Genomic DNA, 18,443 nt, shown 5'->3' on the forward strand with positions numbered 1-18,443 from the left:
GCTCGACCGTGCTGCCCGGCCGTGGGTGAATCCGCGTGGCCACCTCCCCCAGGAGCCCTCATGGCGTCGCCCCCCGGTGTCACCGACCAGGCCACGCGCCCCGCCCGGCGCAGTTCCCTGCGCGCCCTCGGCGAGTGGTGCGCACGCCGCCCCGTCCTCGTCCTCGTGCTCTGGCTGGTCGCGCTGGCCGGTGTCCAGGTGATCGACCGCGCGGTCGGCGGGACGTTCTCGGACGACTTCTCGCTCTCGAAGACCCAGGCCCAGCAGGGCCGCGACGTCCTCCAGGCCCACGAGCCGACGGTGGGCGGCACCAGCGCCCAGGTGGTGCTCCACGACGCCCAGCCGCTGACCGGCTTCCAGAGCCAGGTCGACCAGGCGGTCGGCTCCCTGGGCCGGCTGCCGCACGTGCAGTCCGTGCAGAGCCCGCTGCCCCCGGCCGGCCAGCCGGCCCCGCCCGGCGGCCCGCTCGCCGCGGACGGCCTCACCGGCTACATCACGCTCCGCTTCGACGTGAACCCCACCACCCTCGGTGACGAGTACCTCGACGGGGTGGACGCCGCCGTCGCCCCGCTGCGGGACGCCGGGGTGCAGGTGGAGTACGGCGGCCCGCTCGGCGAGCTGGCGCGCCCGGCGGCCGACGACCGGGTCAGCGAGCTCATCGGCTTCGGGGTCGCCGTCATCGTGCTGCTGATCGGTTTCGGCAGTGTCATCGCGGCCGGCCTGCCCCTGGTCACCGCCCTGATCGGCGCCGTCGTCGGGCTCGGACTGCTGGGCCTGCTGGCCGCGGCCACCACCTTCGCCACCGTGGCCCCGACCCTGGCGACCATGATCGGCATCGGGGTCGGCATCGACTACGCCCTCTTCCTGCTCACCCGGCACCGGCAGAGCCTGATGGACGGCAGGGACCCGGTGACCGCCGCCGGGCACGCCGTGGCCACCAGCGGCCGGGCGGTGCTGGTCTCCGGCTGCACGGTGGTCATCGCCCTGGCCGGCCTGACCGTCTCGCGGGTGAACTTCATCGCCAAACTGGGCGCCGCCGCCGGCGTGACCGTGGTCTCCGCCGTGCTCGCCGCACTGACCCTGCTCCCCGCGCTGATGGGACTGATCGGCCGCCGGATGGACCGCTGGACCGTGCACCGGCCGGTCGCCGAGACCGGGGCCGCGCCCGGGGAGGAGATCACCGGCACCTGGCACCGCTACGCCCAGCGGGTGGAGCGCCGCCCCTGGTGGTTCCTGACGGCCGGGGTGATCGTCGTCGGCGTCCTCGCCGTCCCGCTGTTCTCCATCCAGCTCGGCCACATCGACGACGGCGCCGACCCGGTCTCGTTCACCGACCGGCGCGCCTTCGACCTGATGTCCGACGCCTTCGGCCCCGGCTCGAACGGCCCGATCACCGTGGTCGTCGACCAGAGCGCCGTCCCGGCCGGCTCCCGGCCCGCCGTGCAGAGCGCCGTCCAGCAGTCGCTCACCGGCCTGCCCGACGCGGCGGGCTCCACCCCGCTCCAGACCAGCTCCGACGGCGACGTGCTCTTCAACACCGTCACCCCCGCCCAGCGGCCGCAGGACGAGAAGACCACCGACCTGGTCGGCGACCTCGCCGACACCGTCCTGCCGAAGGCCGTGGCGGGCACCGGCGCGAAGACCTACGTCACCGGCACGACCGCCGCCCAGGTCGAGTTCGGCGACATCGTCGCCGAACGCCTGCTGCCGATCATCGCCGTGGTGGTCGGCCTGGCCTTCCTGATCATCCTGGTGGTCTTCCGGGGCCTGCTGATCGCGGTGAAGGCCGCCGTGCTCAACCTGATCTCCATCGCCGCCTCGTACGGCGTGCTGGTGGCGGTCTTCCAGTGGGGCTGGGGCGGGCCCGCCCTCGGGGTCTCCGGCACCGTGCCGATCGAGAGCTACGTGCCGATGATGATGTTCGCCATCGTCTTCGGCCTCAGCATGGACTACGAGATCTTCCTGCTGTCCCGGGTGCACGAGGCGTGGCTGCGCACCGGGGACAGCCGGGGCAGCGTCGCCCACGCCCTGGAGATCACCGCCCGGGTGATCAGCTGCGCGGCGCTCATCATGGTCAGCGTCTTCGCCGCCTTCATCGTCAGCGACAACATCGTCATCAAGATGATGGGCCTCGGGCTGGCCGTCAGTGTGCTGATCGACGCCACCGTGGTGCGGCTGCTCCTGGTGCCGGCCGTGATGACCCTGCTCGGTCCCGCCGCCTGGTGGACGCCCCGGTGGCTGGACAGGGTGCTGCCGCACATCGACACCGAGGGCGAGGGCGAGCAGGTCTGAGCCCGGGCGCGCTCAGGCCCGCAGCGAGGCCAGCGTGACGATGGTGATGTCGGACGGCGCCCCGACCCGGACGGGCGGGCCCCAGGCCCCGGCGCCGCGGGTCACGTACAGCTGGGTGTCGCCGTACCGCTCCAGCCCGGCGACGGTGGGGTTGGCCAGTTCGACGAGGTAGTTGCCGGGCCAGAGCTGGCCGCCGTGGGTGTGGCCGGAGAGCTGGAGGTCGACGCCGTGCCGCACGGCGTCGTGGATGGTCACCGGCTGGTGCGAGAGCAGCACCGAGGTGCGGGCGCGGTCGCGGTCGCCGAGCGCCTTGGCGAAGTCCGGGCCGTCGCCCTCGGAGCGCCCGGCGAGGTCGTTGACCCCGGCCAGGTCGAATCCGGGCAGCTCGACGCGCGCGTTCTGCAGCGGGTGGACGCCCAGTTCGCGGACGAAGTCGACCCAGGGCGCGGCGCCGGAGAAGTACTCGTGGTTGCCGGTGACGAAGTACGCGCCGTCGCGCGCCCGCAGCTGCGCCAACGGCTCGGCGGCCCGCCCGAGCTCGGGCACGGTGCCGTCGACCAGGTCGCCCACGATGGCGATCAGGTCGGGCCGGGCGCCGTTGATCGTGTCGACGATCCGCTGGGTGTGGCCGCGGCCGAGGATCGGCCCGAGGTGGATGTCGCTCACCACGGCGATCCGGTAGCCGTGCGCACCGGCGGGCAGCTTGGCCAGTGGCACCGTGACCTGCTTCAGCCGCGGCCCGCGCAGCACCCCGTACGCGCCGTTGCCGACCACGGCCGCGGCCGCGCCGGAGGCGCCGATCGCGACCGTACGGGCGACGAAGAGCCGGCGCTCGGGCGAGGGGGCGGTGTCCGTCGGCGCGCCGGCCGCCGGGGCCTCCTGCGACGCCGGGGACCGCCGGCGCGGGAGGCGGAGCAGGAGCAGCCGGGCGGCCTCGCCGACGGCGAGCGCCATCAGCAGGTAGAGCAGCACCGCCAGCCAGAGGTAGCCCGGCCAGGCCAGCCAGCGCTCGGCGGACATCGGCAGCTTCCGTCCGCCGGCCAGCGCGCCCACCGCGAGCAGCGGCAGGACGACGGCGAGGACCGTCCCGGCCCGGCGCCACGGGCCGCCGGGCGCGGAGACGTCCCGCACCAGGCGCCGCCAGAGGTACCAGTGCGCGAGGGCCAGGACGGCGAGGACGGCGAGCAGGCCGAGCAGCACGAGGACGATCATCACGCGGACAGTATGGACGGCCCGCCGCCCGGCTCCCGCGGCGGGCCCCGAGGGGCCCCGAAGGGCCTGACGATGCCTCAGATTTGAGCTTTCCGCGACATCTTTTCACCTGCCCTGACCTGGTACTTTGCGTCCGCTGAGCGAACAATTGCGCGACCCTTGTTCCGATACTCGTAGGTAGAAGTTAGGTTGCACCGCATTGCGCGGGTACGTCCCCCACCCTCCGGTGCACGAGCCGAGGGTCAGCCGCGCTGGAAAGGCACAGGGCTCACCCTCCATGAGTGCGGAAACCACCACTACGGCCGGATCGCCGCCGGCCGACGCCGTCCCCCCGCAGCACGGCCAGGCCGGCCGGGGCGGTCACGGCGCACCCGGCCACGGCGCCGACGGGCACCTGAAGGCCGGGCTCAAGAACCGCCACCTGTCGATGATCGCGATCGGCGGCGTGATCGGCGCCGGCCTCTTCGTCGGCTCCGGCGCGGGCATCGCGTCCACCGGCCCCGGCATCCTGCTCTCCTACACGCTGGCCGGTGTGCTGGTCGTGCTGGTGATGCGGATGCTCGGCGAGATGGCGGCGGCCGACCCGCAGAGCGGCTCGTTCTCCGCGTACGCGGACCGGGCGCTCGGCCGCTGGGCCGGGTTCACCATCGGCTGGCTGTACTGGTTCTTCTGGGTCGTGGTGCTGGCCGTCGAGGCCACCGCCGGTGCGAAGATCCTCAACAACTGGGTGCCCGGGGTGCCGCAGTGGGGTTGGGCGCTGATCGTGATGGCGGTGCTCACCGCCACCAACCTGTTCTCGGTCGCCTCCTACGGCGAGTTCGAGTTCTGGTTCGCCGGGATCAAGGTGGTGGCGATCGCCGCCTTCCTGGTGATCGGCGTCCTGGCCGCGTTCGGGCTGCTGCCCGGCACCCACGCGGTCGGCACGACGAACCTGGTCGGCCACGGCGGCTTCCTGCCGCACGGCGTGGGGGCGGTCTTCACCGGCATGCTCACCGTCGTCTTCGCCTTCATGGGCAGCGAGATCGTCACCCTGGCCGCCGGCGAGTCCGAGGACCCGGAGAAGGCGGTCAGCAAGGCCACCAACAGCGTGATCTGGCGGATCGGCGTCTTCTACCTGGGCTCCATCCTGCTCGTGGTCACCCTGCTGCCGTGGGACTCCGACGCGGTCAAGGGCAGCCCGTACGTCGCCGTACTGGAGCACGTCGGCATCCCGGGCGCCGGCCAGGTGATGGACGTGATCGTGCTGACGGCCGTGCTCTCCTGCCTCAACTCGGGCATGTACACCGCCTCGCGGATGGCGTTCTCGCTCGGCCGGCGGGGCGACGCCCCCAAGGCCTTCGCGACCGTGAACCGGCGCGGTGTGCCGATGGTCGCGATCCTGTCCTCGGTGGTCTTCGGCTTCGTCGCCGTCTTCTTCAACTACACCTCCCCCAACACCGTCTTCTCCTTCCTGCTCAACTCCTCCGGTGCGGTCGCGCTCTTCGTCTGGCTGGTGATCTGCTTCTCCCAGCTGAAGATGCGCAAGATCATCGAGAACGAGATGCCGGAGCGCCTGACCGTCCGGATGTGGCTGTACCCCTACCTCACCTGGGCCGCCATCGGCATGATCGGGTTCGTGGTGGCGTACATGTTCACCGACGCCGACGGGCGCAAGCAGATGTACCTGTCGCTGGTCGCCGCAGCCATCGTGCTGACGGCGTCGGCCGTGGTGGGCCGCCGGCGACGGGCTGCGGCGGTGGCGCCGGCCGCCTGAGCCGGACCGCGCCGCCCGCGAACGCCGGGCCCGGAAGCCGTTGCGGAGGCTCCCGGGCCCGGTGCCGTTTTCCCCCGGCACCGCGCCGGCGGGCCCTGGTGCCGCAGCGCCGCAGGGCGCCGGCGGGGCCGTTGGCACCGGACCTCGACGGGACGGATATGACCCGCCGACGGCCAGCCCCTACCCTTCCCCCTATGCGAGATCTTGTGGCGGGGATGGGGTACCTGGCCAAGGGCCAGAAGTGGGTGGGGCGGCACGGCCGCTGGTGGGCGTTCGGGATGATCCCCGCGCTGCTCACCCTGATCGGGTACGCGGTGGCACTGGGGTTCCTCGGCGGATGGTCGGACGACCTCGCCACCTGGGCCACCCCGTTCGCGGACGACTGGGGCTCGCCCTGGCAGGGCCTGCTGCGCGGCGCACTCGCCCTGATCGTCTTCGGCGGCGGGCTGCTGATCTCGCTGATCACCTTCACCGCCGTCACGCTGCTGGTCGGCCAGCCCTTCTACGAGTCGCTCTGCGCGAAGGTGGACGAGACCGAGGGCGGGGCGCCCACCCCGCCGGACGTGCCGCTCTGGCGCGAGCTGGTGGTCTCCGCGCGGGACAGCCTCCACGTCCTGGTGCGGGTGGCCGGGTTCGGCATCCTGCTGTTCGCCTGCGGGTTCATCCCCGTGGTCGGGCAGACCCTGGTACCGGTCGCCGGCTTCCTCGTCACCGGCTTCTTCATGGCGGTCGAGCTGACCGCGGTCGCCCTCCAGCGGCGCGGGGTGCCGCAGCGTGAGCGGATCCGGCTGCTGCGCGCCCGCCTCGGACTGACGCTCGGCTTCGGCGTCCCCCTGATCCTGGCGTTCCTGATCCCCTTCGTCACCGTTCTCGCCATGCCGGGTGCGGTGGCCGGCGCCACACTGCTGGCCCGGGACCTGGTGCCGGTCGAGGAGGCCGCGGGCGAGGAGGAGGACGAGGACGCCCCCGCCGACGACGACGCCCCGGGCGCCCCCTCCTACCCGGTGTACGGGGAGCAGCAGCCGGTGCCCGGCAACCCGTACGCGAACGCCCCGGCCGCCGGACAGAACCCGTACACGAACGCTCCGGCGGCGCCCGGGCCGAACCCGTACACGAACGCTCCGGCCGCCGGGCACCACCCGTATGCGAACGCTCCGGTGACCCCCGAGCACAACCCGTACCGGGGCCACTGACCCGGTGACCGGCCGGTCACCCTGCGCCCACCCCCGGCAGGCCGGGGTGTGAGGCCTCCCACACGGCCTTTCGCGTCTACTGCCGCCGATAGTGGCAGGCCGGCCACGGGGGCGGCCGGGGCGGCCCGGAGTGCACCGTCGGGACCGGTCCGGACCGGCTGTGGAGCCGGCCCGGACCCGGAAGAACGCAGGCGGCGGGCCGGTTGGCACCAATCGTTCGTCGACGACGCAGGCAAGCCACCCTCCATTTGAACAAAACGGACAAATCACCCAGAGGCGCCCGGCTCCGGCCGGGCGCCTCGCCGTTTCCGCCGCCCTGGCCACTACCGCACGTAGTAGCAGGCAGCTTTGCCGCCCCCGCCGCGCTCTGCCAAGAATGGCCCGTCGCCAGGCAGCGCGGACCGGCCCCGGCCGCCGCGCAACCCGCCCGCCCCGCCCTCACCGCCGGGGTGCCATGGCCGTCCCGGACGGCATTGCGGGCCCTGCTCACCCGAGCCCCGCCCCGCGTGCCGGATGCCCCCGCACTCCCGACACGGCCCCCGACGGAAAAGGATCGACCGCTCCATGCAGCTCAGCCATGCCCGCCGAAACTCGCTGATCACCGGTATCACCACCCTCGTGGTGGCGAGCGCGGCCACCGCCGCCCTCGCCATCCCGCAGAGCGGCGGCAACGTCGCCGAGGCCGCCGCCCCGGTGGCCGGGGTCGCCGGCGTCTCCGTGGACGGGCAGCCGGCTGCCGAGCAGGCCCAGGTGCCGCAGGCCGACGCCGCGGCCGCGCAGGCCCAGGCCCAGGCCCAGGCCCAGGCCGACGCCGCTGCCGCTGCCGCTGCCGCCGCAGCGCAGGCCCAGGCCGACGCCGCTGCCGCCGCCGCGCAGGCCCAGGCCCAGGCCGCCGCCCAGACCCAGGCCGCCGCCGAGGCGAAGGCCCAGGCGGACGCCAAGGCCAAGGCCGACGCCGACGCCGCCGCCTCCCGCTCGCAGGAGCGTGCCAAGCTCAACGCCAAGCCGAGCTACTCCGGCAGCCCGCGTGAGATCGCCGCCCAGATCGTCCCGGCCGGCCAGCTGCAGTGCTTCAGCAACATCGTGTCCCACGAGAGCACCTGGAACCCGCTCGCCGTCAACGCCTCCTCCGGCGCCTACGGCCTGGTCCAGGCCCTGCCCGGCTCCAAGATGGCCTCCGCCGGCTCCGACTGGCGCACCAACCCGGCCACCCAGATCAAGTGGGGCCTGGACTACATGAACTCCCGCTACGGCAGCCCCTGCGCCGCCTGGTCGTTCTGGCAGGCGCACCACTGGTACTAGGCCGGCCCCGGCACCCCGGCACCCCGGCACCCCGGGCCCCGCGCAGAGCTCCGCGCGGGGCCTTCGGCTTTCTCCCCGCGAGCCCGCTGTGCCTCCTACCGTCCCGCGCGGGACGCTGCGGGCCGCACGCGCAGGGCGTGGCGCATGGCCGGGAGGTAGCTGCGGGCGATTTCATCAGCCGGGAGCGAAGCAACCGGTTCGAGGTGCAGCACGTACCGGGCCATGATCAGGCCGCCCAGGTGGGAGGCGAACTCGCAGGCGCGTCGGCGGGCGTCCGCGCCGCCGATCCGGGCGGCGATCCGGTCGATCATCTCGCGTTGGACCACCTCGCTGACCAGCACCCCGGCGGCCGGGTCCTGGGCGGCGCCGCCCAGCATGGCGCGTAGCGGGGCGGCGTTCTCCGGGTCGTCCCACACGTGCAGCAGCTGGGTCAGCACCCGCTCCGGCAAGGTCTCCACCTCGCCTTCGAGGACGAGGGCGAGACTCTCGGCGGGGTTGGTCGCCAGCGCGAGCGCGGCACCGAACAGGCCCTTCTTGGAACCGAAGAAGTAGCTGACCAGGGCGAGGTCGACGCCCGCCTCGGCGGCCACCGAACGCAGCGTAACGGCCTCGTACCCCTCGGCGAGGAACCGCCGGCGCGCGACGTCGAGGATCTGGGCGCGGGTGTCGGGGCTGCCCGTCCGCCGGCCCCGGCGCGGCGATTTATTCATCACGGTTGAAATCCTAGCCGCGGCGCGCCCACTCTGGCCGCACCGAGCCGGCCCGCCCCGAACCTCCGGGGGGCCGGCGCCCGTTCGCCAGGGAGAGAAGGACCGTCATGACCGTCACCGAGCCCGGGACAGGCCTCGGGGCCGCCCGACCGGACGCCGCCTCCGGCGGGCCGGCCGTCCGCCACAACCTGGTCCTGCTCGTCACCTGCCTCGCGCTGGCCACCGTGGTCGCCGCGATGGCCTCGCTCAACGTGGCGCTGCCCGACATCGCCCGGGCGACGCGCGGCAGCCAGACCCAGCTCTCGTGGATCATCGACGCCTACAGCCTGGTGTTCGCCGCGCTCCTGCTGCCCGCGGGGGCGCTCGGCGACCGGTTCGGCCGCCGGCGCGCACTGCTCGTCGGCCTCGCACTGTTCGGCAGCGGGTCCGGACTGGCCGCGCTGACCACCGACCCGACCATGCTCATCGCGCTGCGCGGCCTGCTGGGCGTGGGCGCGGCCCTGGTCATGCCGGCCACCCTCTCCACCATCACCGGCACCTTCCCGCGTGCCCAGCGGGCCCGGGCCGTCAGCGTCTGGGCCGCCGTGGCCGGCGCCAGTGCGGTGGTCGGCCTGCTCGCCTCGGGGACGCTGCTGGAGCTCTGGTCCTGGCGCTCGGTGTTCCTGCTGAACGTGCTGCTCGCGCTGGTGGCGCTCGCCGGGACGCTGCTCTTCGTGCCCGAGTCGGCCGACCCGGACGCCCCGCGGCTGGACGTCGTCGGCGCCCTGTTGGTCATGGCCGGCCTGGGCACGCTGGTCTACTCCGTCATCGAGGCGCCGACCCGCGGCTGGGGCGAGCCGGTGACCCTGGGCGGCATCGCCGCCGGGCTGGCCGTGCTGGCCGGGTTCGTCGCCTGGGAGCTGCGGCGCCGCCACCCGCTGCTGGACCCGCGGCTCTTCCGCAACCGCCGGTTCGCGGCCGGCTCGTTGTCGATCACGTGCCAGTTCTTCGCCTTCTTCGGCTACATCTTCGTGATCATGCAGTACCTCCAGCTGGTGCGCGGCGACACCGCCCTGGTGGCGGCGGTCAGCGTGCTGCCGATGGCCGTGACGATGGTGCCGCTCTCCCGCCTCTCCCCTCGGCTGACCGCCCGCTTCGGCGACCGCGGCCCCTGGGTGACCGGGCTGGTGCTGATCGCCGCCGCGATGGCGGCGATCGGAGGGCTCGGCGCCGACAGCCCGTACTGGCTGCTCGCGGCCGCCCTGCTGCTGCTCGGCGCCGGTTCGGGGCTGGCGATGACGCCCGCGACCACGGCCATCACGGACGCGCTGCCCCGCTCGCTCCAGAACGTCGGCTCGGCGGTGAACGACCTCTCCCGCGAACTGGGCGGCGCCCTCGGCATCGCCGTCCTCGGCAGCATCCTCAGCGCCGGCTACCGGAGCAACCTCGACGTCACCGGCCTGCCGCCGCAGCCGGCCGACGCGGCCCGCTCCTCGCTGGCCGCCGCCGCCCGCATCGGCGGACCGGTCGGCGAGCACGCCCGGACGGCGTTCGTCGACGGCATGCACCTCACCCTGCTCACCGGGGCGGGTGTGGCGGCGCTGGCCGGCGTCGCGGTGGCGCTTCTGCTGCGACGGCCGGACCGGCGGGCGGACGGGCCGGCGGCCACCCAGCACTGACACGCCGTCCCGGGGACCGGCCGCGGTGGCCCACCGCGGCCGGTCCGCCGTTGCCGCTCGGGTCCGTTCGGGCTCGATCGGGTGAGATCCTGGCTGGTCCGGCCGTGCCCGGACGAGCCGGATCCGGGCGGCCCGGGTCGGGCCGTATCCGGCCCTGTCGTGGACGCGACCGGCATGACGAGTGAAGATATCGCGCACGCTCGTACGATTTGACGGGTATTGATCAGACTTACGGGGTGTCAGGCCTTTGCCACCTCCCGCATCCGCTCCTACGCTCCGGCCTCATGCCCTCACCTCTGATCAGCGTCGTAATCCCCGCCTACGACCAGCAGAAACAGCTGCCGGAGTGCCTGGACTCGCTGCTCGCCCAGTCCTTCCACGACTTCGAGGTCATCGTGGTCGCGGACCGCTCCCCCGACTCCCCGGCCGGGCTCGCCGACGCCTACGCGGCCCGGCACCCGCAGGTGTCGGCGCTCCACCTGGACGCCGCCGTCGGTGTGGGTGTCAGCCGCAACGCGGGAGCCGCCCGGGCCCGGGGCGAGTACCTGCTCTTCCTGGACGCCGACCACCTGCTGCCCCGGGACGCCCTCCGGGCCCTGGCCGACCGGCTGGCACAGACCGGGCCGGTGGACGTCCTGCTCTTCGGGCACACCCGGCGGCACGGCGGGCGTGACTGGCCGGGCGGCGCGGAGACGCTGCTGGCCGAGGCCGGGCCGGAGGTGTTCGGGCCGCTGGACCACCCCGAGCTGGTCGGCGCACCGGCGCTGGCCTGGGACCGGCTGCTCCGCCGGGAGCACTGGCAGCGCCGTGCGCTGTCCTTCCCCGACGGCCGGTACGAGGAGATCCCGCCGGTCCACGCGGCGATGCTGACCGCCGGACGGGTCGCCGTCCTGCCGCGCGCCTGCGTCCAGCTGCGCCGGCGGGAGACCGTCCACCCCACCGGCTCGCCGGGCAGCAGCCAGTTCGACATCTTCGAGCAGTACGAGCGGACCTTCGCGCTGCTGGAGGAGGTGACCGTCCCGGACGCCGTCCGGGACGCGCTCTTCATCCGGATGATCCGGCACTACCTCTTCGTCTTCGACCTCGCCGGGTGCGTGTCGCGCGCCGAGCGCCCGCAGTTCTTCCACCGCGCCGCCGACCACCACCGCCGGTTCCTGCCGGCCGTGCACCGGCGGCCCGCCGGCCGCGAGGGCGTGAAGTTCTCCCTGTTGGCCGGCGGCGCCTACCCGGCGTTCGAGATGGCCAAGCTCTCCCACATCGCCAAGGGCACCCTCACCGGTGCGTCGCGACGGCGGGCCTCGGTCTGAGGCCGTCGGGCCCGTCCTCGGACTCCCGCCCGGCGGCGGTCCGACGACGGGCCCTACGCGTGGGCCGTGCCGCCGCCGGCGGCCATCGCGGCGGCGATCCGGCCGACGGTCGCGGCCCCCGCCTCTGCGGACAGCGGCGGCAGGACGTCCATCCAGAGCGGCAGGGTGGAGCCGCGCAGCTGCATCATGCCCGCGGGCCGGGCGATCAGCCAGAGGTGCAGGTGCGCGGCGCCGTCGCCCCAGCGGTTCACGTGCACGCGGCCGATGCCGCCGAGCGAGAGCAGGGCCGCCTCCACCCTCCCCCAGCCTTCGGCTGGGAGGTGCCCCCATCCGCATCGGGCCCAGCTCGGCGGAACGCCCGGGCGGCAGGTCGAGCAGGTCGTGGTGGTCGCGCGGCTGGAGCAGGACGACGGCGGCAGGCCGGAGGGCTCGTCGGTGGTGCTCAGCCGCCAGTGCTCGTCCGTCCAGAGGAAGTCCTCGTCCGGGCGGGCGCACTGCTTGCAGCTCTCCGGCCCCTCCTCGCCCTGGCGTGGCGGCTCGGGCAGCTCGGGCGCGACCAGCGCCTTGACCCTGAGCTCGCCCTCGTACGGGAAGATGTCCCAGGACGGGGCGCCGTCGACGGGAAAGGGCAGGGGCTCGCCGATCGGCAGGCCGGCCAGGTAGGCGTCGGGCCCGTCGGCCCGGTTCTCATCGATCATGACAGTCGAGGTGTCAGATGACACCCCGTCGGCGGAACCCCGGGGTTTCCGCACCCCGGGCCGCGGCCCGGCTGGGATGATCGGCGGCGGTACGCCAGCCCGCCCAACCCCGGGAGGACCACCGTGAGCCGACCGTCCGCCACCCCAGGCGCCGACCTCGCCCGGGAGCTGGCCGCCACGCTGCGCGGCGAGGTCCGCTTCGGCGCCGCCGAGCGCACCGTCTACAGCCACGACGCCTCCAACTACCGGCATCTGCCGCTCGGCGTGGTCAAGCCGGCCGACCTGGACGACGTGCGCACCGCGCTCGCGCTCTGCCGCCAGTACCGCGTCCCGGTGGTGCCGCGCGGGGCGGGGACCAGCATCGGCGGGCAGGCGATCGGCCCGGGCGCCGTCGTCCTGGACTTCCGGCGCCACCTGGGCGCGGTACTCGGGGTGGACCAGGAGCGGCGCACCGCCCGGGTCGAACCCGGCGCCGTGCTGGACGACCTCCAGCGGGCCGCCCGCCCGTACGGGCTGCGATTCGGGCCGGACCCGTCCACCCACAGCCGGTGCACGCTCGGCGGCATGATCGGCAACGACTCGTGCGGCGCCCACTCGGTGGCCTGGGGGCGGACCGCCGACAACGTCGAATCACTGGACCTGCTGCTCGCCGACGGCACCGAGCTGACCGTCGGCGGCCCGCTCGGGCCCGAAGGGCGCGCGGAGCTGCTCGGCCGGCCCGGCCGGGCCGGCCAACTCCACCGCGAGCTCCACGAGTTCACCGAACGACACCTCGCGCTGATCCGCCAGGGCATGCCGGACCTGCCGCGCCGCACCTCCGGCTACCCTCTCGACGCACTGCTGCCCGAGCGCGGGTTCGACCTCGCCCGGGCGCTCACCGGCACCGAGGGCACCTGCGCGCTGCTGCTCGGCGCGACCGTGCGGCTGGTCGAGGACCCGCCGGCCCGCGCCCTGGTGGTGGCCGGCTACCCCGACGAGACCGCCGCCGCCGACGCCGTCCCCGCGCTGCTGCCGCTGCGCCCGCTGACCGTCGAGGGGATGGCCGCCGACCTGATCGCCGCGCTGCTCGCCGCCGGGCCCCGCCCGCCCGCACTGGACCGGCTGCCCGCGGGCTCCTGCTGGCTCTTCCTGGAGGTCGGCGGCGCCACCGCGCTGGAGGCCTACCAGGCCGCCCGAGGGCTCGCGGACGCGGTGCGCCGCGAGTCCTCGGCCGCCGTCTCCCTGGTCACCGACGCGGACGAGCAGCGCCAGCTCTGGGGGGTGCGCGAGGCCGGCGCCGGGATCGTCACCCGGCTGCCCGGCGGCGGCGAGGCCTGGCCCGGCTGGGAGGACTCGGCCGTCCCCCCGGAACGCCTCGGCGACTACCTGCGCGACCTGCGGGCCCTGCTGCGCCGGCACAGCCTGCACGGCGTCCCGTACGGGCACTTCGGCGAGGGCTGTGTCCACCTGCGGATCGACTTCCCGCTCACCGAGCCCCAAGGGGTGCTGGTCTTCCGGGAGTTCATGGAGCAGGCGGCCGACCTCGCGGTGTCCCACGGGGGTTCGCTCTCGGGCGAGCACGGTGACGGACAGGCGCGGGCCGAACTCCTGCCGCGCATGTACCGGCCGGAGATCATCGACCTGTTCGGCGGGTTCAAGCGGATCTGGGATCCGGAGAACCTGCTCAACCCGGGTGCCATCGTCGACCCCCGCCCGCTCGACTCCGATTTGCGCCACGCCGGGCCGGTACGCGAGCTGCCGCTCGCCCTCCCCTACGAGCGGGACGACGGCAGCCTCGCCAAGGCCGTGCGCCGCTGCGTCGGCGTGGCCAAGTGCGTGGACCCGAACACCGGGGTGATGTGCCCGAGTTACATGGCCACCGGAGAGGAGCGGCACTCCACCCGCGGCCGTGCCCGGCTGCTCGCCGAGATGCTGCGCGGCGGGGCGATCCCGGACGGCTGGCGCTCGCCGGAGGTCCGGGAGGCCCTGGACCTGTGCCTCGGCTGCAAGGGCTGCGCGAGCGACTGCCCGGTCCACGTCGACATGGCCACCTACCGGGCCGAGTTCCTGTACCAGCACTACCGGCACCGGCCCCGGCCCGTCCCCCACTACTCGATGGGCTGGCTGCCGCTCTGGCTGCGGGCCGTCGCCCTCGCCCCCGGCGCGGCCAACCTGGTCGCCTGCTCCCCCGCGGCCGGCCTGCTGAAACGGCTCGGCGGGGTGGACCCGCGCCGGGTGGTCCCGGTCTTCCCGCCCGAGACCTTCACCCGCTGGTACCGCCGCCACCGCGCCGCCCACCCGGCCCCGGCGGGCGCGCGGCCCGTCCTGCTCTGGCCGGACACCTTCTCCGACCACCTCCAGCCCAACGTGCTGCGCGCCGCCGTCGAGGTGCTGGAACACCTGGGCTTCGACGTCCGGCTGCCGTCCGGCCCGGTCTGCTGCGGCCTCACCTGGTACTCGACCGGCCAGCTCGGTACCGCCCGGCGGGTGATGCGCCGCAGCCTGCGCACGCTGGCCGCCACCGGCCTGCCCGCGGACACGCCGGTGGTCGGCATGGACCCGAGCTGCACCGCCACCCTGCGCGAGGACCTGCCCCGCCTGCTCGGGTCCGACGGCCGCCCGCTCGCCGAACGGACCCGCACCTTCGCCGAGTTCGTCGACGAGTACGCGCCGGAGGCCGAACTCCCCCAGGCTCCGGTCGACGCGATCACCCAGACCCACTGCCACCAGCACGCCGTACTCGGCACCGCCGCCGACCGCCGGGTCGAGGCCCGGATGGGCCTGCGCAACCGGGTGCTGGACTCCGGCTGCTGCGGCCTGGCCGGCAACTTCGGCTTCGAGCAGGGCCACTTCGAGGTGTCGGAGTCGATCGCCGAACGCGTCCTGCTCCCGGAGGTCCGGTCCGCCGACCCGTCCACCGTGATCCTGGCCGACGGCTTCAGCTGCCGCACCCAGATCTCCCAACTCGCCGAGGGCCGGCAGTCCCTGCACCTGGCGGAGCTGATGCAGCAGGCACTGCACCGGAGTCGCTGACGGATCGGACGCGTTGCCTCGACACCCTTTCCCCAGGGGGACCAGTGGAGTTGAATGGCCGTCACCTGATCCGGAACGCGAAGCCGAACGGCGTTGAGGGGGTTGCGGGGGATGCTGGTGGAGGGAATGACGGCGCTGGCGGCGGCAGGAGGCGCGGGGATCGTCCAGGCGGCGGGGACGGACGTCTGGACCGCCCTGCGGGAACGCGTGGCCCGGCTGCTGGGCCGCGGCCGCCCGGAGGGCGAACGGGCCGCCCTGGAACGCCTCGACCGGACGCAGGAGGCCCTGGCGGCCGCCGCGCCCGGCGAGCTGGACCAGGTATCCGGCCGGCAAGCGGCCTCCTGGCAGACCCGACTGGAGGACTTCCTGGACGAACTCGCGCCGGAGGAACGGGCGCAGGCCGCCGGACAGCTCCGCGCACTGCTCGACGAGGCGGCCGCCCCCGAGGCGGCGGCCTCCGTCCGGGCCGAGAACAGCGGCGTGACCGCCGGCCGGGACATCGGCAACCACGGCGGCGCCATCGGCCGCGACTTCGCCGGCCCGGTCACCATCGGCACGCCCGACCGCCCTACCCCGCCGGGAGCGGCCCCGCGCTGACCGCCCCCGGGGCTCGTCCCGGCCCCGCCGCCTTGCACGGCGGCGTGTACAGCCAGCGTGACCTCCTCAACTCGGGTGGTGTGGTGGCAGAATCCGTCCGCGACATCCACCTCCACGACCACCGGACCGCCCCCGCCCCCGCCCCCACCGCCGTGGGCTGGCCGGTCCAGGTCGGCGCCCTCCCGGCGCTCGCCGACTGCTTCCGCCACCGGCCGTCCGTCGACGGCGCGCTCGCCCTCCCCGGCAGGCCCGCCCCGAGCGGTACGGCCGGTGTGCACGGTGCAACCGGCACGCACGGTGCATCCGGCACGGCCGGTGTGCACGGCGTACCCGGCACGCTCCGGTCGGTGGTGCTCAGCGGCCCGGCCGACACCGGGAAGACCCAGGCCGCCGCCCACCACGCCCAACTCGCCCTCCGGACAGGCACGGTGGACCTGGTGGTGTGGGCCGCCGCGGACAGCGCCGCGTCGATCCGGCACGCCTACGCGACGGCCGCCGACCGGCTGGGCCTCGGGGGCGGGCCGGCGACGGCGGAGCACCTGTTGTCCTGGCTGAACACCACCGGCCGCCGCTGGCTGATCGTGCTCGACGGCCTGGCCGACCCCGCCGACCTGCCAGGCCTCTGGCCCGCCCCGAGTGCCACCGGCCGGGTCGTCGTCACCACCCGTCGGACAGACCAGGACCTGCGCACCAGCCGGCGCCGGCTGGTCCGGGTCGGGGCCTTCACTCCCGAGGAGGCCGCCGGCCACCTGGCGGACCTGCTGGCCGTACACGACCTGGCCCTGCCCGAAGGAGAGTTGGCCGGACTCACGGCCGGATCCGGCAGCCTCCCCGCCGCCCTGGCACGGACGGCCGCCCGGATCGTCACCGGCCCCGGCGCCCGGGCCGGGCTCCACCCGCGCCGGGGAACCGTCAGCCCCGGCCGGCCCGGCGACTGCGACCTGTGCCGGCTCCCGCCCGAGAGCGCCACCGTCGCCCTCCTCCACGCCCCCGAGGACTCCCTCTGGGCACACTGGGCCGAGGCCGTCCTGCGCCGGGCCGGCCTGCACGTCGTCCCGGCGGCGGCCGAGCAGACGGTCACCCTGCTCTCCCCCGCGCTCCTGCGCGAACACCCGACGCCGGGCGGCCGGGCTCCGGGCTCACCCGACCCCCTCGGGCCGCCCGGCGGCGGACCCGCCGCGGACCCCGGCCGGGCCGTTGCCGTCCGGATCCAGCCGGTGCCCGTCGACGGCCCGGTGACCGACCTCGTCGGACTCGGCCCCGAACAGGCCGCGACGGCGCTGCTCGCCGCGCTGGGCATCGCCGACCGGGCGCCCGACCTGACGGGCCTGCGTCACCCCGGCTCCGTCCCGGCCCACTTCAAGGTGCCGCCCCGCCACCCGTCCTTCACCGGCCGCCAGGCGGTGCTGGAGCACCTGCACCGGCAGCTCGGCGCCGGTGTGGCAGCCGTCCTGCCCACCTCGCAGACCCTCTACGGACTCGGCGGGATCGGCAAGACCCAGCTCGCCCTGGAGTACGCCCACCGCTACCGGGCGGAGTACGACCTGGTCTGGTGGATCGACGCCGAGCAGACCGAGTCGGTGGCCCTCGCCCTGGCCGGGCTCGCCCGGCGGCTCGGCCTGCCCGTCGGCGACTCGGTCGCCGAGGGCGCCGAGGCCGCCCGGGAGGCGCTGGGCCGCGGCAACCCGTCCACGCGCTGGCTGCTGGTCTTCGACAACGCCGACGAACCGGCCGACCTGCGGCCGTACTTCCCCGACGGGCCGGGCCGGATCCTGGTCACCTCCCGCAACCTCGCGTGGACCAGGGCCGCCAGCGCGCTGGAGGTCGACGTCTTCACCCGCCGGGAGAGCACCGAGCACCTGCGCCGCCGGGTCCGCGCACTCCCGGCCGACGACGCCGACGCGGTGGCCGAGGCACTCGGCGACCTGCCGCTGGCCGTCGAGGTCGCCGCGGCCTGGCTGGACGCCACCGCGATGCCCGTCACCACCTACCTCGCCAAACTCCGGTACGCGCTGTCCGCCGAGGGCGCCTTCGACTACCCGCGGTCGGTGGCCGCCGCCTGGGGCGTCTCGATCGGCCGGCTGCGCGAGCAGTCGCCGGCCGCCGCCCGACTCCTGCAACTCTGCGCCTACTTCGCACCCGAGCCGATCTCGACCCGGCTGCTCTACAGCGACCGGATGGTCGAGGCCCTCGCCGAGTCCGACCCCGCGGTGGAGGACGCCTTCGCGGTCGCCGCCGCCGTCCGCGCACTCGGCCGCTACTCGCTCGCCCGGGTGGACCCCGAGGCGGGCGGACTCCAACTGCACCGGCTGGTCCAGGCCGTGGTGCAGGACTCGGTGACCGGGATCGACGCGCAGCTCGACACCAAGCACAGGGTGCACCGCGTCCTCACCGGCGCCCGGCCCCTCGTCGGCGACACCGACGACCCCGCCAACTGGCCCGCCTTCGAGGAGATCTGGCCGCACCTCTACCCGTCCCAGGCGCACGTCTGCGACGAGTGGGAGACCCGCACGCTGCTGATCGACCGCGTCCGCTACCTGTGGAAGCGCGGCGAGCTGGCGCAGGCCCTGGACCTCGGGCGGTCACTGGAGGAGCTCTGGATCGAGAAGCTCGGCGAGGACGACCGGCAGACCCTGCTGCTGCGCTTCCAACTCGCCAACGTACTGCGCGCGCAGGGCCACTACGCCGGGGCGTTGGCGCTCGATGAAG

Annotated in this window: 12 protein-coding genes; 9 read left to right on the plus strand and 3 right to left on the minus strand. The window is 74.7% G+C overall.

The window, feature by feature from the left end; translation table 11 throughout:
• Positions 1–60 precede the first annotated feature (60 nt).
• Entirely contained in the window at positions 61–2,292 is a 2,232-nt protein-coding gene (locus C2142_RS32575) for an MMPL family transporter (protein ID WP_148646402.1), read from the plus strand.
• Between the two features lie 12 nt (positions 2,293–2,304).
• Here the strand turns inward: C2142_RS32575 and C2142_RS32580 are convergent, their stop codons facing one another.
• Complete coding sequence (locus tag C2142_RS32580) at positions 2,305–3,504, minus strand: metallophosphoesterase (protein ID WP_174315802.1); 1,200 nt, start codon at positions 3,502–3,504, stop codon at positions 2,305–2,307.
• Between the two features lie 277 nt (positions 3,505–3,781).
• On the opposite strand from C2142_RS32580, the gene C2142_RS32585 reads away from it, so the two are divergent.
• The 3 genes from C2142_RS32585 (at position 3,782) to C2142_RS32595 (ending at position 7,752) form a co-directional block, all read left to right on the plus strand.
• Positions 3,782–5,257, plus strand: a complete 1,476-nt coding sequence (locus C2142_RS32585) for an amino acid permease (RefSeq protein ID WP_148646404.1) — start codon at positions 3,782–3,784, stop codon at positions 5,255–5,257.
• Positions 5,258–5,451: 194 nt separating this feature from the next.
• Positions 5,452–6,450, plus strand: a complete 999-nt coding sequence (locus C2142_RS32590) for an EI24 domain-containing protein (protein ID WP_148646405.1) — start codon at positions 5,452–5,454, stop codon at positions 6,448–6,450.
• 564 nt (positions 6,451–7,014) lie between these two features.
• On the plus strand, positions 7,015–7,752 hold the full coding sequence (locus C2142_RS32595; RefSeq protein ID WP_148646406.1) for a transglycosylase SLT domain-containing protein: 738 nt from the start codon (positions 7,015–7,017) through the stop codon (positions 7,750–7,752).
• A 95-nt stretch (positions 7,753–7,847) separates the two neighbouring features.
• On the opposite strand, the gene C2142_RS32600 is transcribed toward C2142_RS32595, so the two are convergent.
• Positions 7,848–8,462 (minus strand): TetR family transcriptional regulator, encoded by a 615-nt coding sequence (locus C2142_RS32600; RefSeq protein WP_148646685.1) that lies wholly within the window; start codon positions 8,460–8,462, stop codon positions 7,848–7,850.
• Positions 8,463–8,569: 107 nt separating this feature from the next.
• Between C2142_RS32600 and C2142_RS32605 the strand changes: the two genes are divergently transcribed.
• Together C2142_RS32605 and C2142_RS32610 are read left to right on the plus strand one after the other, a co-directional pair.
• On the plus strand, positions 8,570–10,120 hold the full coding sequence (locus C2142_RS32605) for an MFS transporter (RefSeq protein WP_148646407.1): 1,551 nt from the start codon (positions 8,570–8,572) through the stop codon (positions 10,118–10,120).
• Between the two features lie 284 nt (positions 10,121–10,404).
• Positions 10,405–11,427, plus strand: coding sequence for a glycosyltransferase family A protein (locus tag C2142_RS32610; RefSeq protein WP_148646408.1), 1,023 nt, complete (start codon positions 10,405–10,407; stop codon positions 11,425–11,427).
• Positions 11,428–11,480: 53 nt separating this feature from the next.
• Here the strand turns inward: C2142_RS32610 and C2142_RS32615 are convergent, their stop codons facing one another.
• A complete protein-coding gene (locus C2142_RS32615; protein ID WP_148646409.1) occupies positions 11,481–12,125 on the minus strand; it encodes a hypothetical protein in 645 nt (214 codons plus the stop codon).
• Positions 12,126–12,248: 123 nt separating this feature from the next.
• Between C2142_RS32615 and C2142_RS32620 the strand changes: the two genes are divergently transcribed.
• From C2142_RS32620 to fxsT, 3 genes are all read left to right on the plus strand, one after another.
• Entirely contained in the window at positions 12,249–15,137 is a 2,889-nt protein-coding gene (locus C2142_RS32620) for an FAD-binding and (Fe-S)-binding domain-containing protein (RefSeq protein WP_148646410.1), read from the plus strand.
• Between the two features lie 111 nt (positions 15,138–15,248).
• Complete coding sequence (locus C2142_RS32625; RefSeq protein ID WP_148646411.1) at positions 15,249–15,734, plus strand: hypothetical protein; 486 nt, start codon at positions 15,249–15,251, stop codon at positions 15,732–15,734.
• A gap of 44 nt (positions 15,735–15,778) precedes the next feature.
• Positions 15,779–18,443, plus strand: a 2,665-nt coding sequence (fxsT, locus tag C2142_RS32630; RefSeq protein WP_241002910.1) for an FxSxx-COOH system tetratricopeptide repeat protein, incomplete at its 3' end; no start/stop codon positions are given.

Origin of the sequence: Streptomyces sp. CB01881, from assembly GCF_002953255.1 — a bacterium.
Classification (GTDB): domain Bacteria; phylum Actinomycetota; class Actinomycetes; order Streptomycetales; family Streptomycetaceae; genus Kitasatospora.

What these genes read in the sequence shown, in the direction of transcription:
- C2142_RS32595 (WP_148646406.1), top strand. Translation starts at nt 7,015, where the DNA reads ATGCAGCTCAGCCATGCCCGCCGAAACTCGCTGATCACCGGTATCACC.
- C2142_RS32590 (WP_148646405.1), top strand. Translation starts at nt 5,452, where the DNA reads ATGCGAGATCTTGTGGCGGGGATGGGGTACCTGGCCAAGGGCCAGAAG.
- C2142_RS32610 (WP_148646408.1), top strand. Translation starts at nt 10,405, where the DNA reads ATGCCCTCACCTCTGATCAGCGTCGTAATCCCCGCCTACGACCAGCAG.
- C2142_RS32580 (WP_174315802.1), bottom strand. Translation starts at nt 3,504, where the DNA reads ATGATCGTCCTCGTGCTGCTCGGCCTGCTCGCCGTCCTCGCCGTCCTG.
- C2142_RS32585 (WP_148646404.1), top strand. Translation starts at nt 3,782, where the DNA reads ATGAGTGCGGAAACCACCACTACGGCCGGATCGCCGCCGGCCGACGCC.
- C2142_RS32605 (WP_148646407.1), top strand. Translation starts at nt 8,570, where the DNA reads ATGACCGTCACCGAGCCCGGGACAGGCCTCGGGGCCGCCCGACCGGAC.
- C2142_RS32615 (WP_148646409.1), bottom strand. Translation starts at nt 12,125, where the DNA reads ATGATCGATGAGAACCGGGCCGACGGGCCCGACGCCTACCTGGCCGGC.
- C2142_RS32600 (WP_148646685.1), bottom strand. Translation starts at nt 8,462, where the DNA reads ATGAATAAATCGCCGCGCCGGGGCCGGCGGACGGGCAGCCCCGACACC.
- C2142_RS32575 (WP_148646402.1), top strand. Translation starts at nt 61, where the DNA reads ATGGCGTCGCCCCCCGGTGTCACCGACCAGGCCACGCGCCCCGCCCGG.
- C2142_RS32625 (WP_148646411.1), top strand. Translation starts at nt 15,249, where the DNA reads ATGCTGGTGGAGGGAATGACGGCGCTGGCGGCGGCAGGAGGCGCGGGG.